This window comes from Nitrosomonas sp. sh817, from assembly GCF_030908545.1.
Lineage (GTDB): Bacteria > Pseudomonadota > Gammaproteobacteria > Burkholderiales > Nitrosomonadaceae > Nitrosomonas.
On the sequence record NZ_CP133083.1, the window covers coordinates 561,085 to 581,195 of the forward strand.

Annotated in this window: 13 protein-coding genes; 7 read left to right on the plus strand and 6 right to left on the minus strand. The window is 55.0% G+C overall.

The features are described 5' to 3' along the window. Nucleotides 1–222: 222 nt before the first annotated feature. From RBH92_RS02705 to RBH92_RS02715, 3 genes are all read left to right on the plus strand, one after another. On the plus strand, nucleotides 223–3,027 hold the full coding sequence (locus RBH92_RS02705; RefSeq protein WP_307933160.1) for a CHASE domain-containing protein: 2,805 nt from the start codon (nucleotides 223–225) through the stop codon (nucleotides 3,025–3,027). 73 nt (nucleotides 3,028–3,100) lie between these two features. Next, on the plus strand, nucleotides 3,101–3,247 hold the full coding sequence (locus RBH92_RS02710) for a hypothetical protein (protein WP_307933161.1): 147 nt from the start codon (nucleotides 3,101–3,103) through the stop codon (nucleotides 3,245–3,247). Next, entirely contained in the window at nucleotides 3,244–3,966 is a 723-nt protein-coding gene (locus tag RBH92_RS02715) for an LbetaH domain-containing protein (RefSeq protein WP_307933162.1), read from the plus strand. Before RBH92_RS02710 ends, RBH92_RS02715 begins: the two co-directional genes overlap by 4 nt. Before the next feature lie 76 nt (nucleotides 3,967–4,042). Here RBH92_RS02715 and mepK read toward each other — a convergent pair whose 3' ends face one another. Together mepK and RBH92_RS02725 are read right to left on the minus strand one after the other, a co-directional pair. After that, a complete protein-coding gene (mepK, locus tag RBH92_RS02720) occupies nucleotides 4,043–4,636 on the minus strand; it encodes a peptidoglycan L,D-endopeptidase MepK (RefSeq protein WP_307933163.1) in 594 nt (197 codons plus the stop codon). 47 nt (nucleotides 4,637–4,683) lie between these two features. Further along, nucleotides 4,684–6,318: a L,D-transpeptidase family protein gene (locus RBH92_RS02725; protein ID WP_307933164.1), complete on the minus strand. Its 1,635-nt coding sequence runs from the start codon at nucleotides 6,316–6,318 to the stop codon at nucleotides 4,684–4,686. A gap of 167 nt (nucleotides 6,319–6,485) precedes the next feature. Here RBH92_RS02725 and RBH92_RS02730 point away from each other — a divergent pair, with 167 nt between their 5' ends. Next, entirely contained in the window at nucleotides 6,486–6,662 is a 177-nt protein-coding gene (locus RBH92_RS02730) for a type II toxin-antitoxin system HicB family antitoxin (protein ID WP_307933165.1), read from the plus strand. Between the two features lie 106 nt (nucleotides 6,663–6,768). Next, a complete protein-coding gene (locus tag RBH92_RS02735; protein ID WP_307933166.1) occupies nucleotides 6,769–7,575 on the plus strand; it encodes an abortive infection system antitoxin AbiGi family protein in 807 nt (268 codons plus the stop codon). A 24-nt stretch (nucleotides 7,576–7,599) separates the two neighbouring features. Here the strand turns inward: RBH92_RS02735 and RBH92_RS02740 are convergent, their stop codons facing one another. After that, nucleotides 7,600–7,734 (minus strand): hypothetical protein, encoded by a 135-nt coding sequence (locus tag RBH92_RS02740; RefSeq protein ID WP_307933167.1) that lies wholly within the window; start codon nucleotides 7,732–7,734, stop codon nucleotides 7,600–7,602. A gap of 128 nt (nucleotides 7,735–7,862) precedes the next feature. Here RBH92_RS02740 and RBH92_RS02745 point away from each other — a divergent pair, with 128 nt between their 5' ends. Beyond that, a complete protein-coding gene (locus RBH92_RS02745) occupies nucleotides 7,863–10,673 on the plus strand; it encodes a hypothetical protein (RefSeq protein WP_307933168.1) in 2,811 nt (936 codons plus the stop codon). A 15-nt stretch (nucleotides 10,674–10,688) separates the two neighbouring features. Then, nucleotides 10,689–11,936, plus strand: coding sequence for a hypothetical protein (locus RBH92_RS02750; protein ID WP_307933169.1), 1,248 nt, complete (start codon nucleotides 10,689–10,691; stop codon nucleotides 11,934–11,936). Nucleotides 11,937–12,106: 170 nt separating this feature from the next. Here the strand turns inward: RBH92_RS02750 and RBH92_RS02755 are convergent, their stop codons facing one another. The 3 genes from RBH92_RS02755 to RBH92_RS02765 all read right to left on the minus strand — a co-directional run bounded on the left by RBH92_RS02755 (nucleotide 12,107) and on the right by RBH92_RS02765 (nucleotide 20,075). Beyond that, complete coding sequence (locus RBH92_RS02755) at nucleotides 12,107–18,157, minus strand: DUF4214 domain-containing protein (RefSeq protein ID WP_307933170.1); 6,051 nt, start codon at nucleotides 18,155–18,157, stop codon at nucleotides 12,107–12,109. Nucleotides 18,158–18,233: 76 nt separating this feature from the next. Then, nucleotides 18,234–19,250 carry a tetratricopeptide repeat protein gene (locus RBH92_RS02760; RefSeq protein WP_307933171.1) on the minus strand — a complete coding sequence of 339 codons (1,017 nt, stop codon included), beginning with the start codon at nucleotides 19,248–19,250 and terminating at the stop codon, nucleotides 18,234–18,236. Between the two features lie 99 nt (nucleotides 19,251–19,349). Continuing rightward, nucleotides 19,350–20,075 (minus strand): phage tail protein, encoded by a 726-nt coding sequence (locus tag RBH92_RS02765; RefSeq protein WP_307933172.1) that lies wholly within the window; start codon nucleotides 20,073–20,075, stop codon nucleotides 19,350–19,352. Nucleotides 20,076–20,111: the final 36 nt, after the last annotated feature.

Here is a 20,111-nt window from a genome sequence, read left to right on the forward strand (position 1 = left end):
ATCCCAATCAACCGGCTAGCCGGTTGTTCCAAAGAATGCTCTCTGAAACCTGACATTGGCTCAGGAATCAGAAAAACGCATAGCCGCTAACTTCAGGGCGGCGATTCCGAATATAATCACAATGTTCGCATGGCTTAATTCGCTATCAGTCGTATAAATTCTCTGCCATAACAAATTGTTATTTGCATGTTGGATCGGATCCAAACATCAACTGGAGCATCTTTGAAGATCATACGGCACAATGCTTATGCAGCTATTGGTTATGCCCTGCTGGGCTTTCTGGGATTGTTGCTGGCAATTCCGCCGGGGTATGCGAGTCCGGTGTTTCCTGCCGCCGGATTGGCGCTTGCGCTGATTCTGGTGTCCGGTTATCGGCTGTTGCCGGGTATCTGGATCGGGTCTTTGGGGCTCAATAGCTGGGTTGCCTGGAATCACGGTAATTTCACGCCGGATAGTATTCTGGTTGCGGCATTCTTAGGAATAGGGGCGATGTTGCAAGCCGCAGCCGGCGCTTGTCTGGTTCGCAAATTCGTCAAGGATCGCTGGCAGATATTAATGCGGGAACAAGATATCGTCGTTTTTTTTCTGCTGGGCGGCCCATTGTCCTGCATGATTTCAGCCAGTGCCGCGCATCTGACCCTGTTCTTTTTAGGCACTATCAGCGTCTCCGATATTTCTTGGTCGTGGTGGAATTGGTGGGCCGGCGATACTTTCGGCGTGTTGGTCTTCGCACCGCTATTGTTGGCTTTTTTCTGCAAGCAGTCTTACTGGAAAACGCGAAAGGCCGTCATTGCGCCCATTACCCTGATTCTGGTGGTACTGATCGTGGCCGGATTCGTTAACACCTCGAGACTCGAAAGTAGACAGCAGCAAGCCGAGATTCAAAACATCGGGCAAATCATCGCTTTCCAGTTGCAGGAACGTTTCAGCGCCTATAACGAAACACTGTCGGCATTGCGGCGATTGGTCGAGCTGAATCCTGATATGAGCTTTCAGCAATTCGATTACTTTACCCGGGAAATACTGCGGGAATCCCAAGGAATTGCGGGGCTTAGTTACAATTTTTACGTGCGTGACCGGGAGCGGACGCTGTTCGAGCAAACCCAATCCGCAAACCAACCTGGCAAAACATTCCGGATAACCGAGCTGGATGCGCAGGGCGAGTTGACGATAGCAAACAACCGGGCGGAGTATATCGTCGTGACCTATATGACCCCGCCTGAAAGCAATCAAAAAGCGATCGGTTATGATATTTACTCCAATCCGGTTCGGGCGGAAGCCATCGATCGCGCCCGGCAATCTGCCCGGCCAGCGGCGACCAGTTTGATCAATCTGGTACAGGATCAACAGAATAAGTCGGGCATATTGGTACTGCACCCGGTTTACCGCCAGAATTTTGACAGGAACGGCACGGAACATCCGCCGGAATTTATCGGTTTTGTGGTAGGCGCATTGAAAATTCCCGATATGGTTTACTCTGCCGTTGGGAGCCTTGCAACGCCGGGCATTGTTTTTCAATTGCGGGATTTAGCCGGACAACCTGACAGTCAATTGCTGTTCAGTTCAGCGCCCGATATTGCAACGGATGCCGCTCTCATTTGGCGGACAACACTACAGATGGCTGATCGCGACTGGGAATTGATCATTTTCCCGGATGCGAAATGGCTAAGCGCGCACCGGCCTTGGCAGGCTTGGGCGCTGAGCTTCGCCGGGCTGCTGGTGGCCAGCATGCTGCAGATGCTGATGCTGGTTACGACAGGGCGGACCGTGCTGATTCAGGAAACGGTGGACGAGCAGACAGCACAATTGCGCGCGAACAGCGAAGCGTTGCAGCAAGCCAAAGTTGCCGCGGAATCGGCTAATTTGGCCAAGAGCCGGTTTCTGGCGACCATGTCTCATGAAATCAGAACGCCGCTGAACGGCATTCTGGGGATGGCTTACCTGCTCCAGTTGCCGGACATCAAAGATAGCGAGCGGTTGGATTATGCTCGGGTAATCGTAACTTCCGGAAACAACCTGTTGGTCGTACTCAACGATATTCTTGACTTGTCGAAAATTGAGGCCGGACAGATCAAGCTGGAAAGTCATATTTTCGATCCCGAACAATTGATGCTGGAAACGGCGGCGCTATTTGCCGAGAGCGCGAACGCGAAAGGGTTGCCGCTCGATGTATCCTGGTACGGCAAACCGGGAATGCGGTATCGTTCCGACCCGGTCAGGATCGGGCAGATGCTGGCCAATCTGGTTAACAATGCCATCAAGTTTACACCGCAAGGTTTCGTGCGCGTCGAGGCGCGCGAAATCAAAACGGCGACGGCGGAAACGATGCTGGAATTCGCGGTCACCGATAGCGGCATCGGTATTCCCGCCGATAAGCAAGATAGACTTTTCAAGCCATTCTCGCAGGTGGACGCTTCGACAACCCGGCAATACGGCGGCACCGGGCTTGGTTTGTCCATCGTCCACAATTTGGCCAGATTGCTGGGAGGCAGCGTCGGCGTCGAGAGCCAAGAAGGCCAAGGAACAAGGATATGGTTCCGGATCCGCGTTAATCGGCCGGAACCCGGCGATGCAGGCGATCTTGCCGGAGGCGCATCTATTACCGGTGCCGTGCCCGTGCGCAACCAGTCTCAGCAAGACGGCTTGATTTTAGTAGCCGAGGATAATGCGATCAGCCGCACGGTTATCGTTTCGTTACTGGAGAAGCACGGATTTCGCTGCGAGGTAGCCGTGAACGGGCAAGAAGCCGTGAATGCGGTGATGCAGGGGCTGCAACCTGCGCTGGTGCTGATGGATTGTGAAATGCCGGTGATGAACGGTTATCAGGCAACCGAGAAAATCCGCCAATGGGAGCGGCAAAACGGGAAACTGCCGCTGCCGATCATCGCGTTGACTGCCGATGCATTCGAAGAAAACCGTCAGCGGTGCTTTGCGGCGGGCATGGATGATTTTCTTTCAAAACCTGTCAATATGAATCTGTTGGTGGCGGTGCTTAACAAGTGGAGTAATCGGCACGTCGGCAACTAGGCGCTGCGGGTGTTCCGTTCAAACGCCGAGCAAAAGCGTGACAGTCTTCCGCCAGGCTGCTAGCATCTGAAACATGCTCTACAACGTTAATATCCCGGCAATGTCGGAATTAAACTGGTCTTTGCTGGCGCCTTATGATCTGGTGATTACGGTAGCGCCGAAGGTGCGGTTGGAGATTGGCCGCTTTTCTCGCTCGGACTGTTGCCGCGTATCCGCTTGATCGCCAATCCTGCCGACGAATTGGTGTTTTCCGCCGGTGCATTCTGTGAAATTGCGCACGATGCCACCATCGTGATCGGCGGCGAGCATCGCAATGAATCCTTGTTGAATTATACCTTCGGCGGTCCGGCGAATGTCTTCAAGCGCTTCATGACAGAACAGGATTGGTTGCTGTGCACCGTTGCACCGGTCAAGCCGGTTCGCATCGGCGACAATGTGATGATTTCGACCGGTGCGATTGTGGTCGGCGGCGCGCATATCGGTTCCGGGTCAATCATCGGCGCCGGTGCGGTCGTAACCGGCCAGTGCGAGCCGTTGGGTATATATGTTGGCGTACCGGCCCGGCGGTTACGTGACCGTTTTGATCAACGCATGGCCGATTTATATTCACAAGTGCAGTTACCTCGCACTTCTGCCGAGGATGTCAGCAAATTACCGGTGCTGCTGGCTCGGCTGGCCAGCGGCGAAATGTCGCTGAACGAATATGCGAACAGCATCCGGCTGTTGCAGGACAGGCCGAAGGTGCTGCTGGAAGGTTCGATCGGGCCGGGTAGCGCGGTCAATCCGGTGAAAACCACCGGATATATCGTCGCCGGACAAACGATCGCCAACCCGGAACTGGATGCGTATTTCGCTCAGATTTGGCGCAAGCAGGGAGACAGCGTGCGCTGGAGCGCGGATATATTTGCCGAACTGAAACTGACACCACAAACCAACTGACGAGCGCTATCCGAGCGTTCTACCGGCATTTTCGGGGAAAATTGATCGGCCGTTTGCGATTAGCGATTTGTAACTGCTACCAGAAACGCACGCGTCCGGAATCCAGGTGGATAAAGTTGGAGGAAGGGTAGTAACCGACGCCGCCCATTTGCAGCGACAATGCAGCGGAGCGTAAATCCGCCAGTTTACGGCCCGGCAGGCGGATATCGATGGCTTTGCCTTGGGTATGCAAGCTGTTTTTAGCGACTCCGTCGCTGAGTTGGGCGAGCTTGGCATTGGTCGCATGGGAACGGTAAGCGGAGATGACGTGAAATTCTTGGTTGGTTCTGAGGCGGTATTGCAATTGGTGCAGAAAATCGACTAAGTAAGGATCAATCGTCATACGCTCATTGGTGCGATGGTCGCGCAACACATGATTGATCGCGCGTAATCCTTCCGGAACATAACGGCCATTCGCCCAAAATGTCGCTCGGGTGCGTTCGCCGGTATGCAAATTCAAAAAGCTCAGTTTTTTCTCGTAAGGTTTTTTGATGGCGGCGTGCGCGGTGGTGGCCGTCATCGGCAGCGCCAGCATGGCGCAAGCGCCCAATCCCGCTTGAATCAACCGGCGGCGGCTTTGCACAGGTTCTGTTTCTGATAAATAAGCTTGCTCTAATAGTTTTCGTATCATCGTATTCTTTCTCCTGAAAAATCTGCGAATGTGTGCGAAAAAACAATTTACCAGCGAGCATAACGCAATGCGCGTAAATCACGGTCGTAAATATCGGGCGAAAAGTGCACCATTTCGTGCTCATCAACCCAGGCGGTAATATACACTAAGAAGATGGGTAATGGCTTGGGTAAATGCACGGTTTTGGTATATTCACTATCCAAATCGGCCATGAATTTTTCCGGAAGGCTTTGTTCTTTAAGCGCAAAAGCTGCCAGCTCCATTGGCTTTTCCAAACGGATGCAACCCGAACTGAAGGTGCGGATATCTCGCTGGAACAGCGATTTCGATGGCGTATCGTGCAGATAAATGCTGAAAGAATTTGGAAACATGAACTTGATCCTACCCAGCGCATTTTGTTTGCCGGGGTCTTGGCGCAGGAAATAGGGGAATCCGCCTTTCAGATCGTGCCAATCGATCTCATCCGGGTCAATCGGTTCGGCATTGCGGTTGTTACCGGGAAAAATCTTGAATCCGCCGTTGGAGAAGAAAGCCGGATCGCTTTTCTGCTTCGGCAGCAAATCCTTGGTGGCGATGCTGTACGGCACATTCCAATAGGGATTCAGCACCATGTGCGACATCGCGCTGTTGAACGTCGGCGTCGAACGGTAGTCGCGCCCGACGATGATGCGCATCGACAAGACTTCCTGCTCCTGTTCCGCGGCGGTCAGCATGAATCCGGCGGTATTCACCAGCAAGTAGCGATCCCCCAGTTTCTTCGGCAACCAGCGCAAACGTTCCATGTTGATGCGCAACTGGCGGATTTTCCACGCCAGCGGCCGGTTCAACGCGCGCAAGGTGTTTTTGCCGATGACGCCGTCGGTATTCAAATTGTGCTGCGTCTGAAACGCTTTGACCGCGTTGACCAGCTCTCGATCGTAATGCTCGCTTTTCGAGGGCTTAACCTGGAATCCGGCGATACCGTCGGCGTCAAACGCTTGCGCGATGCGTTGGCGGATCAATGGAATATGCGGGTGGGTGTCGCCCGGATGGATCGACGGCGCATCCGGAATTTTCAGCCACTCCACCTGTTCATCCGCCAGCTTGCGGTAGCGCGCCAAAGTCTGCTTCAACAACCGGTAATGCAGCTTGGTTGGCGGCAATTCGTCAAACGCCTGCGGCAACTGGCCGGATTGCACTGCGGTCAGTAAAAATCCCGCCGCGTCAAAGTCCGGTTGGGTGATATGCCAATCCGGGTCGGCTGCAGTCGCGGTCAACCGTCCGCGCGACACATCCCGCGCTAAATTCAACACCGCCCATGTGGTGCGCAATTCCAATTCCATCGCGGCAGCGGACGACTGCCCCGCCTGCTGCTGCAATTGCTGTAACTCCGGCAAACCATAATCGCGGCTATCCAATCCCTCGGCATCGGCATTGGCGATAAACGTCATCGCGGATTCGAGCAACGACGGCCCGGGATCATCCGTCAGCCAAACCGGCTGATAACCGCGCTGCGCGTAGAATTTCTGCAATTCGGCGGCTTCGGTTTTGTTCAATCCGAGCGTAGCGGAGTTCGAAAGCTGCCGTTCGATGGTTTTGGCATCCACCCGCGCCGCGCGGGAAGTGGGGGCATCGAGCAGCAAAAAGGCACAGCAAAAGAATTGTATAAACCATAAAAAAGCAGTGGATCGGTCACGTCTCATGCGTAAATTCCTTGATTGGAGCGGTTCTTGTTTGTGTTATGGCCGGGATTCTAGCATCAAAGACCGGCAGTTATGGGAGTAGCGGTTTTTCAGGTAGCAGTTTTGAACGGAATTTAATTGTTGAATCTCTACGGTATAATTCCGAGAAACTGAAAGGGGATGAAATCATGGAACTATCCGCAGTATTGACACCAGCATCGGAAGGCGGTTATGTTGTTTTTAACTCAGAAACCGGCACGACCACGCAAGGTGAAACCGTTGAAGAAGCATTGGCCAACTTAGTCGAAGCAACCGGGCTTTACCTTGAAGAATTTCCGGTGAATATCCATCTCGTGCATTGCTAACAACCTTCCAGATTCCCTGGGCATACTTAAATTGCAGGTTGTTTTAGGAATGGAAGCAAGCGAAGTACTTCAAATAAACTATTCATCAGAATAAACTATACGCGCCATGTCTATAATTTCCGACAATCTTATACATTTTCTTGCTCGTTCTGCTAAAGATAATCCCTTAAGACAACTTGAGGTATGTACGCAAATATTTGAACAAGGACTGCGTACTTCTGTAATGCAGGTTAAGTTTCCGGATGGTTCATTTGTTTTTAATCAAGTTATTTGCTTTACAGATATTCCTCTGAAGGAATGTGATGATCATACGTCTATTTACGGTAAATTTGGCATCGGATTTAAGAAGTCATTTGTGAAAAATGCTGGTGGTAATCCAGCAAGATACTTTGTTGATTACGCTACAGGTAATCATAATAATGAAAGACGAGGGGTTCCCTATTTGAATCTTTGGGAGCAATTTAAGTTCGTGATGGCGCTACGTAATCAGTTAGTGAATGATTCTGAGTTTAAGCTTCTGAATAAAGACGGAGAAGTTGTGTTTACTACAGAAATGCTGAATCAATATGTGAGTAGTGCGATCTATGCCTTTTCTTTTGATAAAGAAATGGGTGATCTTGGTCCTGCTCGTGACGAAACTAAAGAAATTGATCTTTACTATAAAGAGCGGGAATGGCGACTTGTTCCGTCAGCTGTTGACTTGCAGCTTGGTATTGTTAATGAGATAAGTAATGAAGCTTATTACAAGTTTAATCGTAGTGATGTGAATATGGTTGTTGTTCCAAATGAGGATATTCGAATTAAGCTACTAAATTACTTTCTTAATATTCCAAATGATTCTGAAGAGCGCTTGGTTCAATTTAAGGAAAATCCTTTACCTATAATTCATTATGATGATCTGCAAAAGTGGTAAATTTCCTGGATTGGTATAGTTTTTTCAGGCTGCATTTTTATGAAATTTTTCTTGTAAATTATCTTTGTCGGCTTTTAAGCATAAAGTAATCGATAGGATTGCCTTAATTTTGGTCAAGTCATTCTCTTGATTGCGTTTTTTAGTTTTCTCCTCAGTCATTCGATCTCCTTTAAAGAGGACAGGTTTACGGCTCCTGCCATTTGACGCCTCCGCCGCTTTTCCCTATAGTCACCAGCAGAGGTTCCTCTTCATCGCAACGACAATCGCCAACCATCAGGAGGCCGGTCATGAAAAAAATCAGCGACTATTCCAAGTATCAGAATATCCTGCCGTACGACAGCGAGATTTTCGGTGTGTATCAGCCGATGATCGGCTGGAAATCCAAGCGTATTCAGCAACGCATCGATAAAGGGTTTCGCGCGGATTTGAGCAAGGTGCGCGATCAGTTGTTCAAAGGCTATCGCGGCAATTTCGAGATGGTGCTGAACGAGCGCGGCATGCTCGACAAGATTTCGCGGCTGGATACCGGCAGCAACGAAGTGCCGCGCAAGGGGGCGATGGGCAGTTTCGTGATTGAGAATCTGACGCGCGAATTGCCGCCGCTGGAGCGTTACGACGAGCGCATCTGGGATCGGTTGATCGACGAGGAACGCATCAAGACCACGTTGAACCGCGAGGTGATTCCGAACATCATGGAATGGTATCGCGGCGCGCAAGAGCCGCGTGCAAATAGCCGCGTGGAGCAGACCAATGCGCTGGCGGCGGAGCAATTGCAGCGCGAATCGGCGGTGGCGGGTTATGTGCTGCATCTGAAGCAAACCAAACAGTTTGAGGCGCTCAAGCAATTGTTCTATAAGCCAGGTGATCATTGGGCCAATTTGCAAAAGCTGCTGAGTTTCAAGGACCCGCTCGATTACATGGATCCGTTCAAGGACCTCGGACGCGCCGGGTTGTCGCCGATCGGCATCGTGCATTTGTTTCGCCAGTATTTCTTCGAGTTCGACACGTTTCTCGGCCCGGCGGTCGGGCATGTGTGGCTCAGTCCCGGCAGCAGCGTCGAGCTGGTCGAAGTCAGCACGCGCCGCACGCTGGTCGAACGCACGCTGGAAACCTCGCTGGAAACGGTGTTGAGAACCGAGAAGTCGCTGACCGAGGAAGACGAACTGTCGCAAGCGGTGAAGGAAGACAACAAATCCGATACCAAATTCGGCATGAACGCGACCGCCAACCAAAGCTGGATCGGCGGCAGCGCCAGCGCTTCAGCGAGCATCGACATGGCCAATACGCAATCGAAAGCGCGTGAAGTGACGCACAAGCACATGCGTCAGCAGACCGAGAAAATTTCCACCGAGATTCGCAAGAACTACAAATCCACCTTCCGCACCGTTACCGAAACCACCGATACCTCGAGCAAGCGTTACGTGTTGAACAACACCACCGCCGAGCTGCTCAATTACGAGATGCGCCGCAAAATGCGCCAAGTCGGCGTGCAAGTGCAAGATATCGGCACGTATTTGTGCTGGCAGACGTATGTCGACGATCCGGGGCGGCAGTTAGGGATTTCCAAGCTGGTGCATTTGGCCAAAGGCCCGGAAGTCGGCGAAACGCCGCCGCCGGAAGCGATTCCGATGCCGCAGGCGGTCTCCACCGAATTGAGCATGGATATTCCATTCGTGCCCAAAACCGAAGATACGTTGCCGGAAGACGATATGGATGAAGTCTACGCCGAAGGCAAGGAGGTGAATCTGGACGATAACGAGGGCGAGCCGGAGAAGGTTCAATGGCATTTCGGCGGCTTCAAGGCGCAGTGCGACCAGCCGGGTTATGAATATGGCGAAGATGGCTTCATTACGTTCGACTACGGCGGCAACGATATCCGCTTGCAGCTCGATGACGTGGAGGAAGTCTCGCCGGGTTCGATCCGTTTTTCGGTCAAGGTCAAGCATGTCAATTTCCGCAACGTATCGCCGCTGCGCGTGATCGCCAAGATCACCTGGCAGCCGACCAAGAAGTTGCGCGACGATATCACCGCGCAGAACGACCAGAAAATCAGCGAATTCAACGAAAAAACCCGGATGGAGTTCGAACAGGCATTTGTCGAAGCGGCGCGCGACCGCATCAATAAGATGTCGCGCATCGAATCGCGCAAGTACGAGGATTTGCGCGAGGAAGAACGCATCGTGGTGTACCGCTGCCTGATTCAGGACATGCTGACCAAGGGTTTGCCGATGCCGGACGATCGTACGCGGCATGTGGTGTCGGAATTGCTCAATACGATTTTCGACATCGACAAAATGCTGTATTTCGTCGCGCCGGAATGGTGGCGTCCGCGCTTGCATCAAAGCCACCAAGGCTTGGGCGGCATCCGCAAACCTTCTACTGTCGAACCCGCACCCGCTGCAGCGAGCGGTTCGGTTTACACGCAGATCAAAGGCAAGCTGAGCAAGAATCTGGTGACATCCGCTGCGATCAAAGCCGAAGATTCGCAAATCGCGGCGACCGATACCGTCACCTGGGGCGGGGCGCACGATAACCGCGTCGACAATTACTACATCACCGAAGAATCGGAACCGGCCAAGCTCGGCGCGTCGCTCGGCTGGCTGCTGCAACTCGACGGCGACAACATGCGCAACGCGTTTTTGAATGCGCCGTGGGTCAAGGCGGTGATTCCGATCCGCCCCGGCCAGGAGCGCGCGGCGATGAATTGGCTGCAACGCTTGCATGTCGAAGGCACCGACGGCTTGGACGACAATTACGTCGCGCCGCCGGCAGAGCTCGCCAAAATCCCGCACAGCGGTCCGAATGTGACGATCCGCGACGCCATCAACCACTTGTGCGACGTGGTGGCGGAAAAACACGCCAAGTCGATGCAAGTCGGACGCTATCCCGGCGACGAAATCAACGACGATAACCGCGTCTCGGCGACGCCGGTCGACAAGGTTTACGAGCACGGTTTTTATCCGCTGCAAGGCGGTTTTCGCGCGTTGCAGGCGGGTGAGGATTTTGAAGTCTTCGATCAATGGGTGGAAGTGCTGCCGACCGATCAAGTCGTGCCGGTGCCGGTGGCGTACGATCCGAAAACCGGGCGGCAGTTGTAGGATATTACTGTTGCTATGCGCATCAACCAGCCAAACCAGCCGGTTAAGCCAATGATTGAGCCCGTGCGGCAAGCTGTGATAGACGCCATTCAGCCAGTTGCGCAGCAGGTCATTGAGCAAATCGAACAACCAAGCATTGTTGCAAATGCGCGCACGGCATTACTGGTTGCTCAAGTTAATTACCCGCGTAAATCTCAGGCCAATGAAGATCCGCAAAAGAACCCTGCGACCTATCTGAAAATGGCGAAAAATTACAAAGATTATTTACTACAACAGGGTAAAGCTGAGCGTGTCGTCATTTTCGATTTTCTTAACGGGACCTTCATCGAATTCAAGAAAGGAGGCGCAAAAGATGGACAAACCATACAGCCTAAGCGCGATGCTTTGCTGGCAAAGAATTATCGTTACAATATCAATGGCACTTTGAAGTTAAAAGTATCTCCGGCGGAAAAGCAGGTGAATTCACGGTTGTACTATAGTGGTGCGCATGAATTAGCCAAGCAATTAACCGGGAATGAAGACGGGGATATATCGAAAGCCGATTACGACAAATGGCCGGGTGGCAAGGAAAACAGCATGTCCGTGTCCGATCTGTATGAGATTGCGGCAACGCAACCCGCTGCATCACTGTGTGAAGTGCATTTCATCGGGCATGCGATTGCAGATGGCCCGGTAATCGTGAATACCCCTAACTACAAACGCAAACAGTTTGATAAGGATGCGCGGCGGGATGATTTTACCGATTCTGAGCTTGCTCATGTTTTCGGCGGACAAGAGCTAGCCAAGTTTCAGGCTGCTTTTACAAATGATGCATTTTTGGTCGTTTGGGGTTGCGAAGCGAGCCGCTATCCCCAATTGCTGATTCTGCAAGCGAAAGCAAAAGCCAAAATCTCATTGACCAAGAAGGAAGAACAACAATATCGCGCTAAACTGGATGCCGTGCTCGGTAAAGAACGTGATGAATTGCGCGCATTGATGCGTAATCTGTATGCAACGCATCTTGCCAAGGCAGCAGCTAAACCGGTTTATTCCGCTCCACCCGGAACCGGTTCGGTACACGAAGGCGAGGAAAATACCGATACGAGTGGCGCGGTATTCAATCCGGTGATGATGCATGTGGAGTTGTCACAACACAAGAGTCAATTACGTTTTTACAAAGAAATGGGTGTGGATTTTATCGATAATGGCGCATTCAAACCCACTAATTCCGTGGCCGTCGAGTATCAGGGACTTGGGCGCGGCTATGCAATTTATAAATCTTAAGCCATAGACATCGCAAAGCCCGCAATATGATTATTCAGTTATAGCCAGAGTGCTGGATGAATAGATTTACCCTGATCATTTTCTTACCGATCCAAGCGCTGCATTGAACGTTTCTCGCAGGCGGGTTTTGTCCGCATGAGGCCTGTGCTGGAGTTTCTCTGAACGATCTGCTATATCCAGCCGTCGTGCTGCATCACGCTACCGACTAAATGGGTTGCAGCCTCGGCGCTACCCGCGATTTCAACCGTGAGCCAGCTGCGGTCTATTTCGTTGTTTTCCAGCCGGGCCAGTTGCATGCTAAGTTCGTCATCCGTTGCCGCGCGGCCTAGGGTATGGTTGTAAATCGTCTGGATAAAACCGGTATCCGTCAGTTCCCGCAAACCGGCGCGCTGCTGGAACCAATCCAGAATCGCCTCCGCATCGTAAGGCTGTTGCAGTGTTTCGCGGCCGAGCTGCCATTCCGCCGCAGTGGCATCGCGGCCAAAGAAACTGTGCGCCAGGCGCGCGAGGATGGCTTCGACCGGATCGTGCGCGATTACGGTCGTTTCGCCGCTGTTGAACGCAATCGCTTCGGCGTTTCTGATATCGAGCATGGCGCCATCGCTTAAGCGGGTTAATTGCAAATAATCTCCCGCCATTTCCAGATGCACGTCGCCGCGATGCCCGGTCATGCGCAAAGTGTCGTGCCCGGCGCCGCCATCGGCGCGCAACGCCAGTCCCAGCGGTAAATAGCCTTCATCGTTGGCGCTGCCGGTGCCAGCATCGCGTACGGTATCGAGCCGGATGATCGCCGGATCGCCGGCCAGGCCGGCGAGCAATTCATCGCCGGATTTGTCTTGCAGTCCCAGTTCGATGGTTTCCGGCAAGCTGCGGAAAGCGGCAAGAATACCGCCGGTATCGACGCCGGTCCAGTTTTGGATACCGTTGCCTTCCGCAGCCGTCAAATCGCGGCCTAGCCAGGTTTTCGCCAGATGATGCGCGGCTGCTTCCGCTTCGGAATAAGCGGACGCAATCGTTTCGCCGCTCGAGAATTCGATCAATTCAACATCAGTCAGCGTGTCGGTTTCCCCCGTCGCGTTGGTCAGCGTGATTTGCGTACCGGTGATGGCGATACGGTAATCCGCCGGTTGTCCGTCCTGGATGGCGCGGTCGAAGCCGAAACCGCCGTTCAAGCGGTCGTTGCCGCTGCCGCCGTTCAATTGGTCATTGCCTGCGCCGCCGAAAACGATATCCTGCCCGGCGTCGCCCGAGGTGCGATCATCCCCGCCGAGGCTGCCGATTGTGTCGTTGCCGCCGCCGCCCGATAGCGTGTCGTCGTCCGCGCCGAGGACGATGAATTGATTCTGATCGTCGCCCGCGGCGAAATTTTGTCCGCTGCCGCCGGTCACCCGCACAGCGCCGACGATCGATGCGAATGCAACATTGTCCAGCTGGATAACGGTGCCGGGAGGCAATTGCCGGGCGTCGATCACCAGCAGATTGCCGGTTGCGCCGGCGCCTGCCGGACTGCCGATGAGAATCGGCAATGCTGGCGGTTGATCGCCGGTAACGCTTGGTGTGATGGTATAGACGCTGACCGGATCGCTGCCGGGCAGTTGCGCTAAGAATTGCCGTGCTTGCGCCGCCAAGCCGCTGGCCGCGTTACTGCTCAATCCGCCGATTTGCGCCAGCGCCGTAATCGCGCTTGCCTCGGCTTGCGCCAAGCCCAGCGCCGCCGGCCGTCCGGTGACGTTCAATCCGGCGCCGGTTGGCAGGCTGACCGTCAACAAAGGATTACCCGCTGCATCCGCCGCCAGCGGAATATCCGCGTAATCGCGGAATAACGAATCGGGATCTTCCTGCCGGGAGGACTCAACGGCCGAAACGACAGTGACGACAGTGCCGTCCGCTTGAGTCGTTGTCGTGGTGGCTGCGCCGTCGGTCGTTGTGGATGTGGCGGTACCGTCATTATTACTGCCGCCTCCGCCTCCGCCACTGCTTGAAGAAGTGGGGATCGATACGGTAATGCCGTTGCCGCCGGTATCGGCAATCGTGACCGCGGCATCCGCACCCGCCGCCCAATCCTCGGCAGCGGCCAGATTGTAGGCCGTCGCATCGGTGGAAGCCGTGCCTGCTTTGTTGAGCAGCAGATTGACCGCGGCCTTGTCGGTGCTGCTCAAAGTGAGGGTGAACGTTGTGCCGGAGGTGATTTCAACATCGGCGGTGTCGGTCAGTGTGTAGGTGCCGCCGCCCTCGCCGGTGAAGGTGAAGGCCGAGGCGTCGATATCGTTGGCCGCGCCGCTGGCTTTCAAGAATCCCGATCCGGTCACGGTCAGCGCGCCGGTGCCGGTATTGTAGGCGGCCGATGTGATCGCGGGGGCGGCGACACTCGACGCGGTGATGCCATTGCCGGTTAGATCGGCCACGGCTACCGCCGCACTGGCGCCAGCCGTCCAATCCTCAGCGGCGGCCAGGTTATAAGTCGTGCCGCCGGTGGAAGCGGTGCCGTTTTTATTGACGATCTGATTGATGGCGGCTTTGTCGGTGCTGCTCAATGTTACGGTGAATGCCGTACCGGAGGTGATTTCAACGTCGGCGGAGTCGGTCAGCGTATAGGTCGCGCCGTCTTCGCCGGTGAAGGTGAATTTGGAGGCGTCGATATCGTTCGCCGCGCCATTCAGCTTCAAGAAGCCGGTGCCGGTGACTACCAGCGCGCCGGTGCTGGCGTCGTACGTGGCCGACGTGATCGCAGGCGTTGCGACATTTGAAACCGTGATGCCGTTGCCGGTGGCATCGGCGGTATCGCCACCGGTGGCATTGGTGTTCCAGTCGTCCGCCGCGGCCAGATTGTACGTGGTGCCGCCGGTGGCAGCGGTGCCGTTCTTGTTGGCGATTTGATTGATGGCGGCTTTGTCGGTGGCGCTCAGGGTGATCGTGAATGCCGTGCTCGAGCTGATTTCGACATCGGCGCTATCGGTCAATGTGTAAGTGGAGCCGCCTTCCCCGGTGAAGGTGAATTTCGACGCATCGATGTCGGCTCCGCTGCCGTTGGCTTGCAGATTGGTGCCGGTTACGGCCAGCGATCCGGACGAGGCATCGTAAGTGGCCGAGGTGATGCGCGGATTGATTGACACCGTAACCGCGTTGACGGCATCGCTGATATCGGTGGCGGCATCGGCGGCGCTCAACCAATTATCGGCGGCCGCCAGATTGTAGGTCGAACCGCCGGAAGACGCCGTTCCGGTTTGATCCAGTAAGGCATCGGCGGCGGTTTTGTCCGCTCCCGATAAGGTAACGCTGAACGACGTGCTGGAAGTGATCTCGACATCCGATGCGCTGGTAATGGTGTAGGTAGCGCTTGCGGTTCCGCCGGTCAACGTCAGGGTGGAAATATCGATGTCGTTGCTGGCGCCGGTCTTTTTGAAAAGATTGCTGCCGGTAACAACCAAAATGCCGGTATCGGAATCGTAGGTGGCCGACGTGATCGTGGGGGTCTGCACATTGCTGACGGTGATGCCGTTGCCGGTCAGATCGGCAACCGCGATCGAAGCCGCGGTGCCGGCCATCCAGTCTTCAGCCGCCGCGATATTGTAGGTCGTGGCGCTCGAAGACGTTGTGCCGTTCTTGTTCAACAATCCGCGTACCGCCAACTGGTCGTCTGCATTGAGCGTGACGCTGAAGGCAGTGGCCGACGTCACGTCGACAGACGAAGAGGTCAGTGTGTAGCTGCCGCCTTCACCCGTCAGCGTCAGCAGTGAAACCGTCACATCGTTGCTGGCGCCGCTGTTGGCAACGAAGTTGGTGCCGCTGACCGTCAGCACGTTGGTGCTGGCGTCGAACGTGGCGGAGGTAATCGCAGGCGCGGCGTAGTTGCTCACCGTGATGCCGTTGCCGCTGGTGTCGGCGACGGCAGCGGCGCTATCCGCGCCCGCCGCCCAATCCTCGGCGGCGGCCAGATTATAGGTAGTGCTGCCGGCCGATGATGTACCGTTTTTATTCAGCAACGTCTCGACGTTGATCAAGTCCGCGCCGGTCAAGGTCACTGAAAACGAAGTTCCCGACGTAATTTCCACATCGGTTGCCGTGGTCAGCGTGTAAGTTGCGCCACCTTCGCCGGTGAAAGTCAGCTTGGATAAATCGATATCGTTGGTTGCGCCGCTCTTTTGCAAGAAGCCAGTGCCGGTTACAGTCAGCACATTGCTGTTGTAATCGTAAGTGGCCGAGGTGATCGCCGGCGCCGCGACATTCGAGACGGTGATGCCGTTGCCGGTGGTATCGGCGACGACGGCGGCGGCATCTGCACCGGCGGCCCAGTCTTCCGCCGCAGCCAGGTTGTAGGTGGTGCCGCTGGTCGAGGAAGTGCCGTTCTTGTTGATGAATTGGTTGACCGCAGCTTTGTCGGTAGCGCTTAGCGTGATGGTGAACGCCGTGCCGGAAGTGATTTCGACATCGCTGCTGTCGGTCAGCGTATAGGTTGTGCCGCCTTCGCCGGTGAAGGTGAATCGGGAAGCATCGATATCGTTGGCGGCGCCGCTGGCTTTCAACAATCCGCTGCCGGTGACCACCAGTGCGCCGGTACTGGCATCGTAAGTGGCGGAGGTGATCGCCGGTGCCGCGACGCTGGATACGGTGATGCCGTTGCCGGTGGTGTCGGCGACGACGGCGGCGCTGTCCGCGCCGGCTGCCCAGTCTTCCGCAGCAGCCAAATTATAAGTAGTGGCACCGGTCGAACTGGTGCCGTTCTTGTTGACGATTTGATTGACCTCGGCTTTGTCGGTGCTGCTCAAAGTCACGGTGAATGCCGTTCCGGAAGTAATTTCAACATCAGTGGAATCGGTCAGAGTGTAGGTAGCGCCGCCTTCACCGGTGAACGTGAATTTGGAGACATCAATATCATTGGTTGCTCCGCTTAGCTTCAAGAAACCGGTACCGGTGACTACCAATGCACCGGTACTGGCATCGTAAGTGGCGGACGTGATCGTCGGAGCGGCTACGTTACTGACGGTAATGCCGTTGCCGGTGGTATCCGAGATATCCGTATTGCCGATAATCGTGTTCCAGTCATCGGCAGCGGCTAAGTTGAAAGTGGTGCCACCGGTCGAGCTGGTACCGTTTTTGTTGATGATCTGGTTGACCGCGGCCTTGTCGGTGCTGCTCAATGTCAAGGCAAATGAAGTACTGGAGGTAATTTCGACATCGCTGGTGTCGGTCAGGGTGTAGGTCGAGCCGCCTTCGCCGGTGAACGTCAGCAACGACGCATCGATATCGTTGGTTGCGCCGCTGGCTTTGACCAGGTTCGCGCCGGTGACGGTGAGCGTGCCAGTGCTGGCGTCATACGTGGCGGAAGTGATCGTAGGTGTTTGCACGTTGCTGACGGTGATGCCGTTGCCGGTGGTGTCGGCGTTGCCGCTTTGCGCCGGATTCCAATCCGCTGCCGCGGCGATATTGTAGGTGGTGCCGCCGACCGAGGAGGTGCCATTCTTATTCAGCAAGCCTTCGACGTTGAGCTGGTCGGCGGCATTCAGTGCGACGGTAAATTGCGTGGCGGAATCGAGCTCGACGTTCGATGACGTGAGGGTGTAGGTCGAGCCGCCTTGGCCGGTCAATGTCAGTTTCGAGACATCGATATCGTTGGCTGCGCCGGAGGTGGCGGTCATGTTGGTGCCGGTGACAACCAATGAATTGGTGCTGGCGTCGTAAGTGGCTGAGGTAATGACCGGCGGTACCACCGCGGTGGAAATGTCGATGTCATCAATGGTCAATTCCACCGCGCTGCCGAATACGAAGCGGATTTCGTCGATATTGGCGAAAGCCGAATTGAAACTCAGGGTGCCGCTGTATATCGAGCCGATATTGCTCAACTGGGTGTAGCTGATATTGCCGGTGGAATCGTTGACGGTCATATTGACCGCCTCGGCGGACACGATCAAGCCGCCGTCGCGGTAACCGGCGACCGTCAAGGAAGTGGACGCGCCGCTCGGGCCATTGTCGAAATTGAATGAATTCAGTTTGAAATCCGAGCCGTCGGCAGATTTGAAGTAAAAACCGGTTACCGAAGCGCCGCTGTAATTGAGCAGGATCGACCGCCCGCCGGATTGATTGAGCAGTACGGCCATATCGCTGTTGTTGACATTCGCGATATCGATCGAGCTGCCGGAACCGAATGTCCATCCGTCGTAGGTCGCGGAGGTCACGGATGTATTATTGACGAGCGATCCGCTATTGAAATTGGTAACAGTCATGTTGCGCCTCCTATAAAAATCGGCAGTTGCGGTTCAATCGTTGGCATTGAATTCACCCGGCTGCAAAAAAAACGATTTAATCCGGTTGTAAGTGCCGCGCAACCTTACGGTCCAATTCAGCCAGCCAAGTCGGCGGCATCATGGCCAGGATTTGCTGGCGCATTGCCCGGGCGGCGGCTACTTCTTCCGCATCCATGGATCGTTGTATCGCGGCGGAAATCCATACGTACGCTTTGGCCAGATGTTCCGCCGGAAGCCGGTTCGTTTCTGCACCGGCTTCCGTGGCGAAAAAATGCTTGCCTGCCTGAAAATAAGCTGGAATGTATTTGAGCGCGGCGGCTTGCTCGAAAAGCTGCCGGGCCTGTGCCGCATCAGGCCCGCTGATCGCACCTTGCGCCAGCATCATGCCTAAATGATAAAAGGCTTCCGCGGATTGCTTTTGCGCCGCTGCCAGGAACCACTGGTAAGCTTCTTGAAGATTGCGCACGCTGGAGTCGCCGTACAGATAAAACTTGCCCATCCAGAGTTGCGCCGGTGCCGATCCTTGCAGCGCTGCAGGGCGGCAAAGTTCCAGCGCCTGAACCGGGTCTTTGACCACGCCGTTTCCGGTCATCAGTAGATTGCCGAGATGGCAGTAGGAATTGAGTTGTCCGGCTTGCGCCGCTTTCTGAAACCACCGGGCGGCCGCTACGGGATCGGCCGGGCGGTGTACGCCTTCCTCGAAACACAGACCGGTCATGTGCTGCGCCGCCGGAACGTTGTTTTGCGCCGCTTGCTCGAACCATTCGCAGGCGGTCTTGCGGTCGGCGGCGCGCCCCCAGCCATTCTGGTAAAACAGCGCCAAAGTAAATTGCGCCAGCGGTTGGCGGCCGTTCACGGCGGCGGCGCGATACCGGTCGAAGGCGTTGCCGTAATCTCCGGCTGCAAGCAACGACTGCGCGGTTTTCAAGTTCTGATCGTCATTGAGCGGCGCATCGGCTGGCGATACGACGCTCGCGAAGGCGTTGGGCAGGAGGGTTGCGGCGCAGAAGATGATCCAAACGATTGGGATCGTTTTTTTAATGCCGTATGGCTGGGTACAATAGTTTTTCATCGTTTCCTAAAGGAAATTGGAGCGGTTGATCAGGGGCGAAAGAGAACCCATCCGCTTCGGCCCTGATCAACGCGGTCCAATCGTATATTCCGGTCGAAATTACGGGCGCGTCGGATAAACGCCTTGCCAAGCGATGATGCAGTTCACCACGGTATACGGCGGCATGATCGAGAAAGGCTGGGAGTTGCCGGTCGAACCGATGCTGACGTTGGTGCTGGTCGTGGTGGTGATGTTGAGCCCGCTCAGCGTGGTTTCGATTGAAGCCGCATTCATACTGACGTTCGGCGCGGCGGCGGAGTAATTCGAGTTTAATCCCTTGGCGTTGGCCAGCGAATTGCCGCTCGCATTTTTCTGATCGGCGTCGCTGTTCACCGCTTTCAATGTCGATGTGGCGCTGGCGCCCGGTGCGACCGCCGAAGTCGACGCCGAAGTGGCGGCGGCCGTATGACTGTGCGCCGGCAAGTTGTTGACGGTTAACGCGGTGTTTTCCGCGCCGCCGGTCTGTCCCAGCGTAAACATCGAACCGCCCGGATGCTGCCCGCGGTGAACCGGCACTCTGCCGCGCATATCGGGCAGTGCGAAAGTCGTGGTGCCGTTGCCGCCGTAGGTGTTGCCGATCAGAGAAAAAAGCGCGTTGTACTGGCTGACGGGTAATATTTGCCCGTCGCATTGCAGCCAGCCGTCGGGCGCAAAATTAAACGCCACGTAGCTGATTTCTCCAACGAACGGATCCACGCCGGCTGTCGCGCTGCCGGATGCGGCGGTCATCAGCAAAGCGGCTGCCGTTAATGAAAGTACACGGTGTTCTGTCTTATTCTGTTGCATCGGTTTCTCCCTTTTTCTTAAGATTAAACTTGCGGT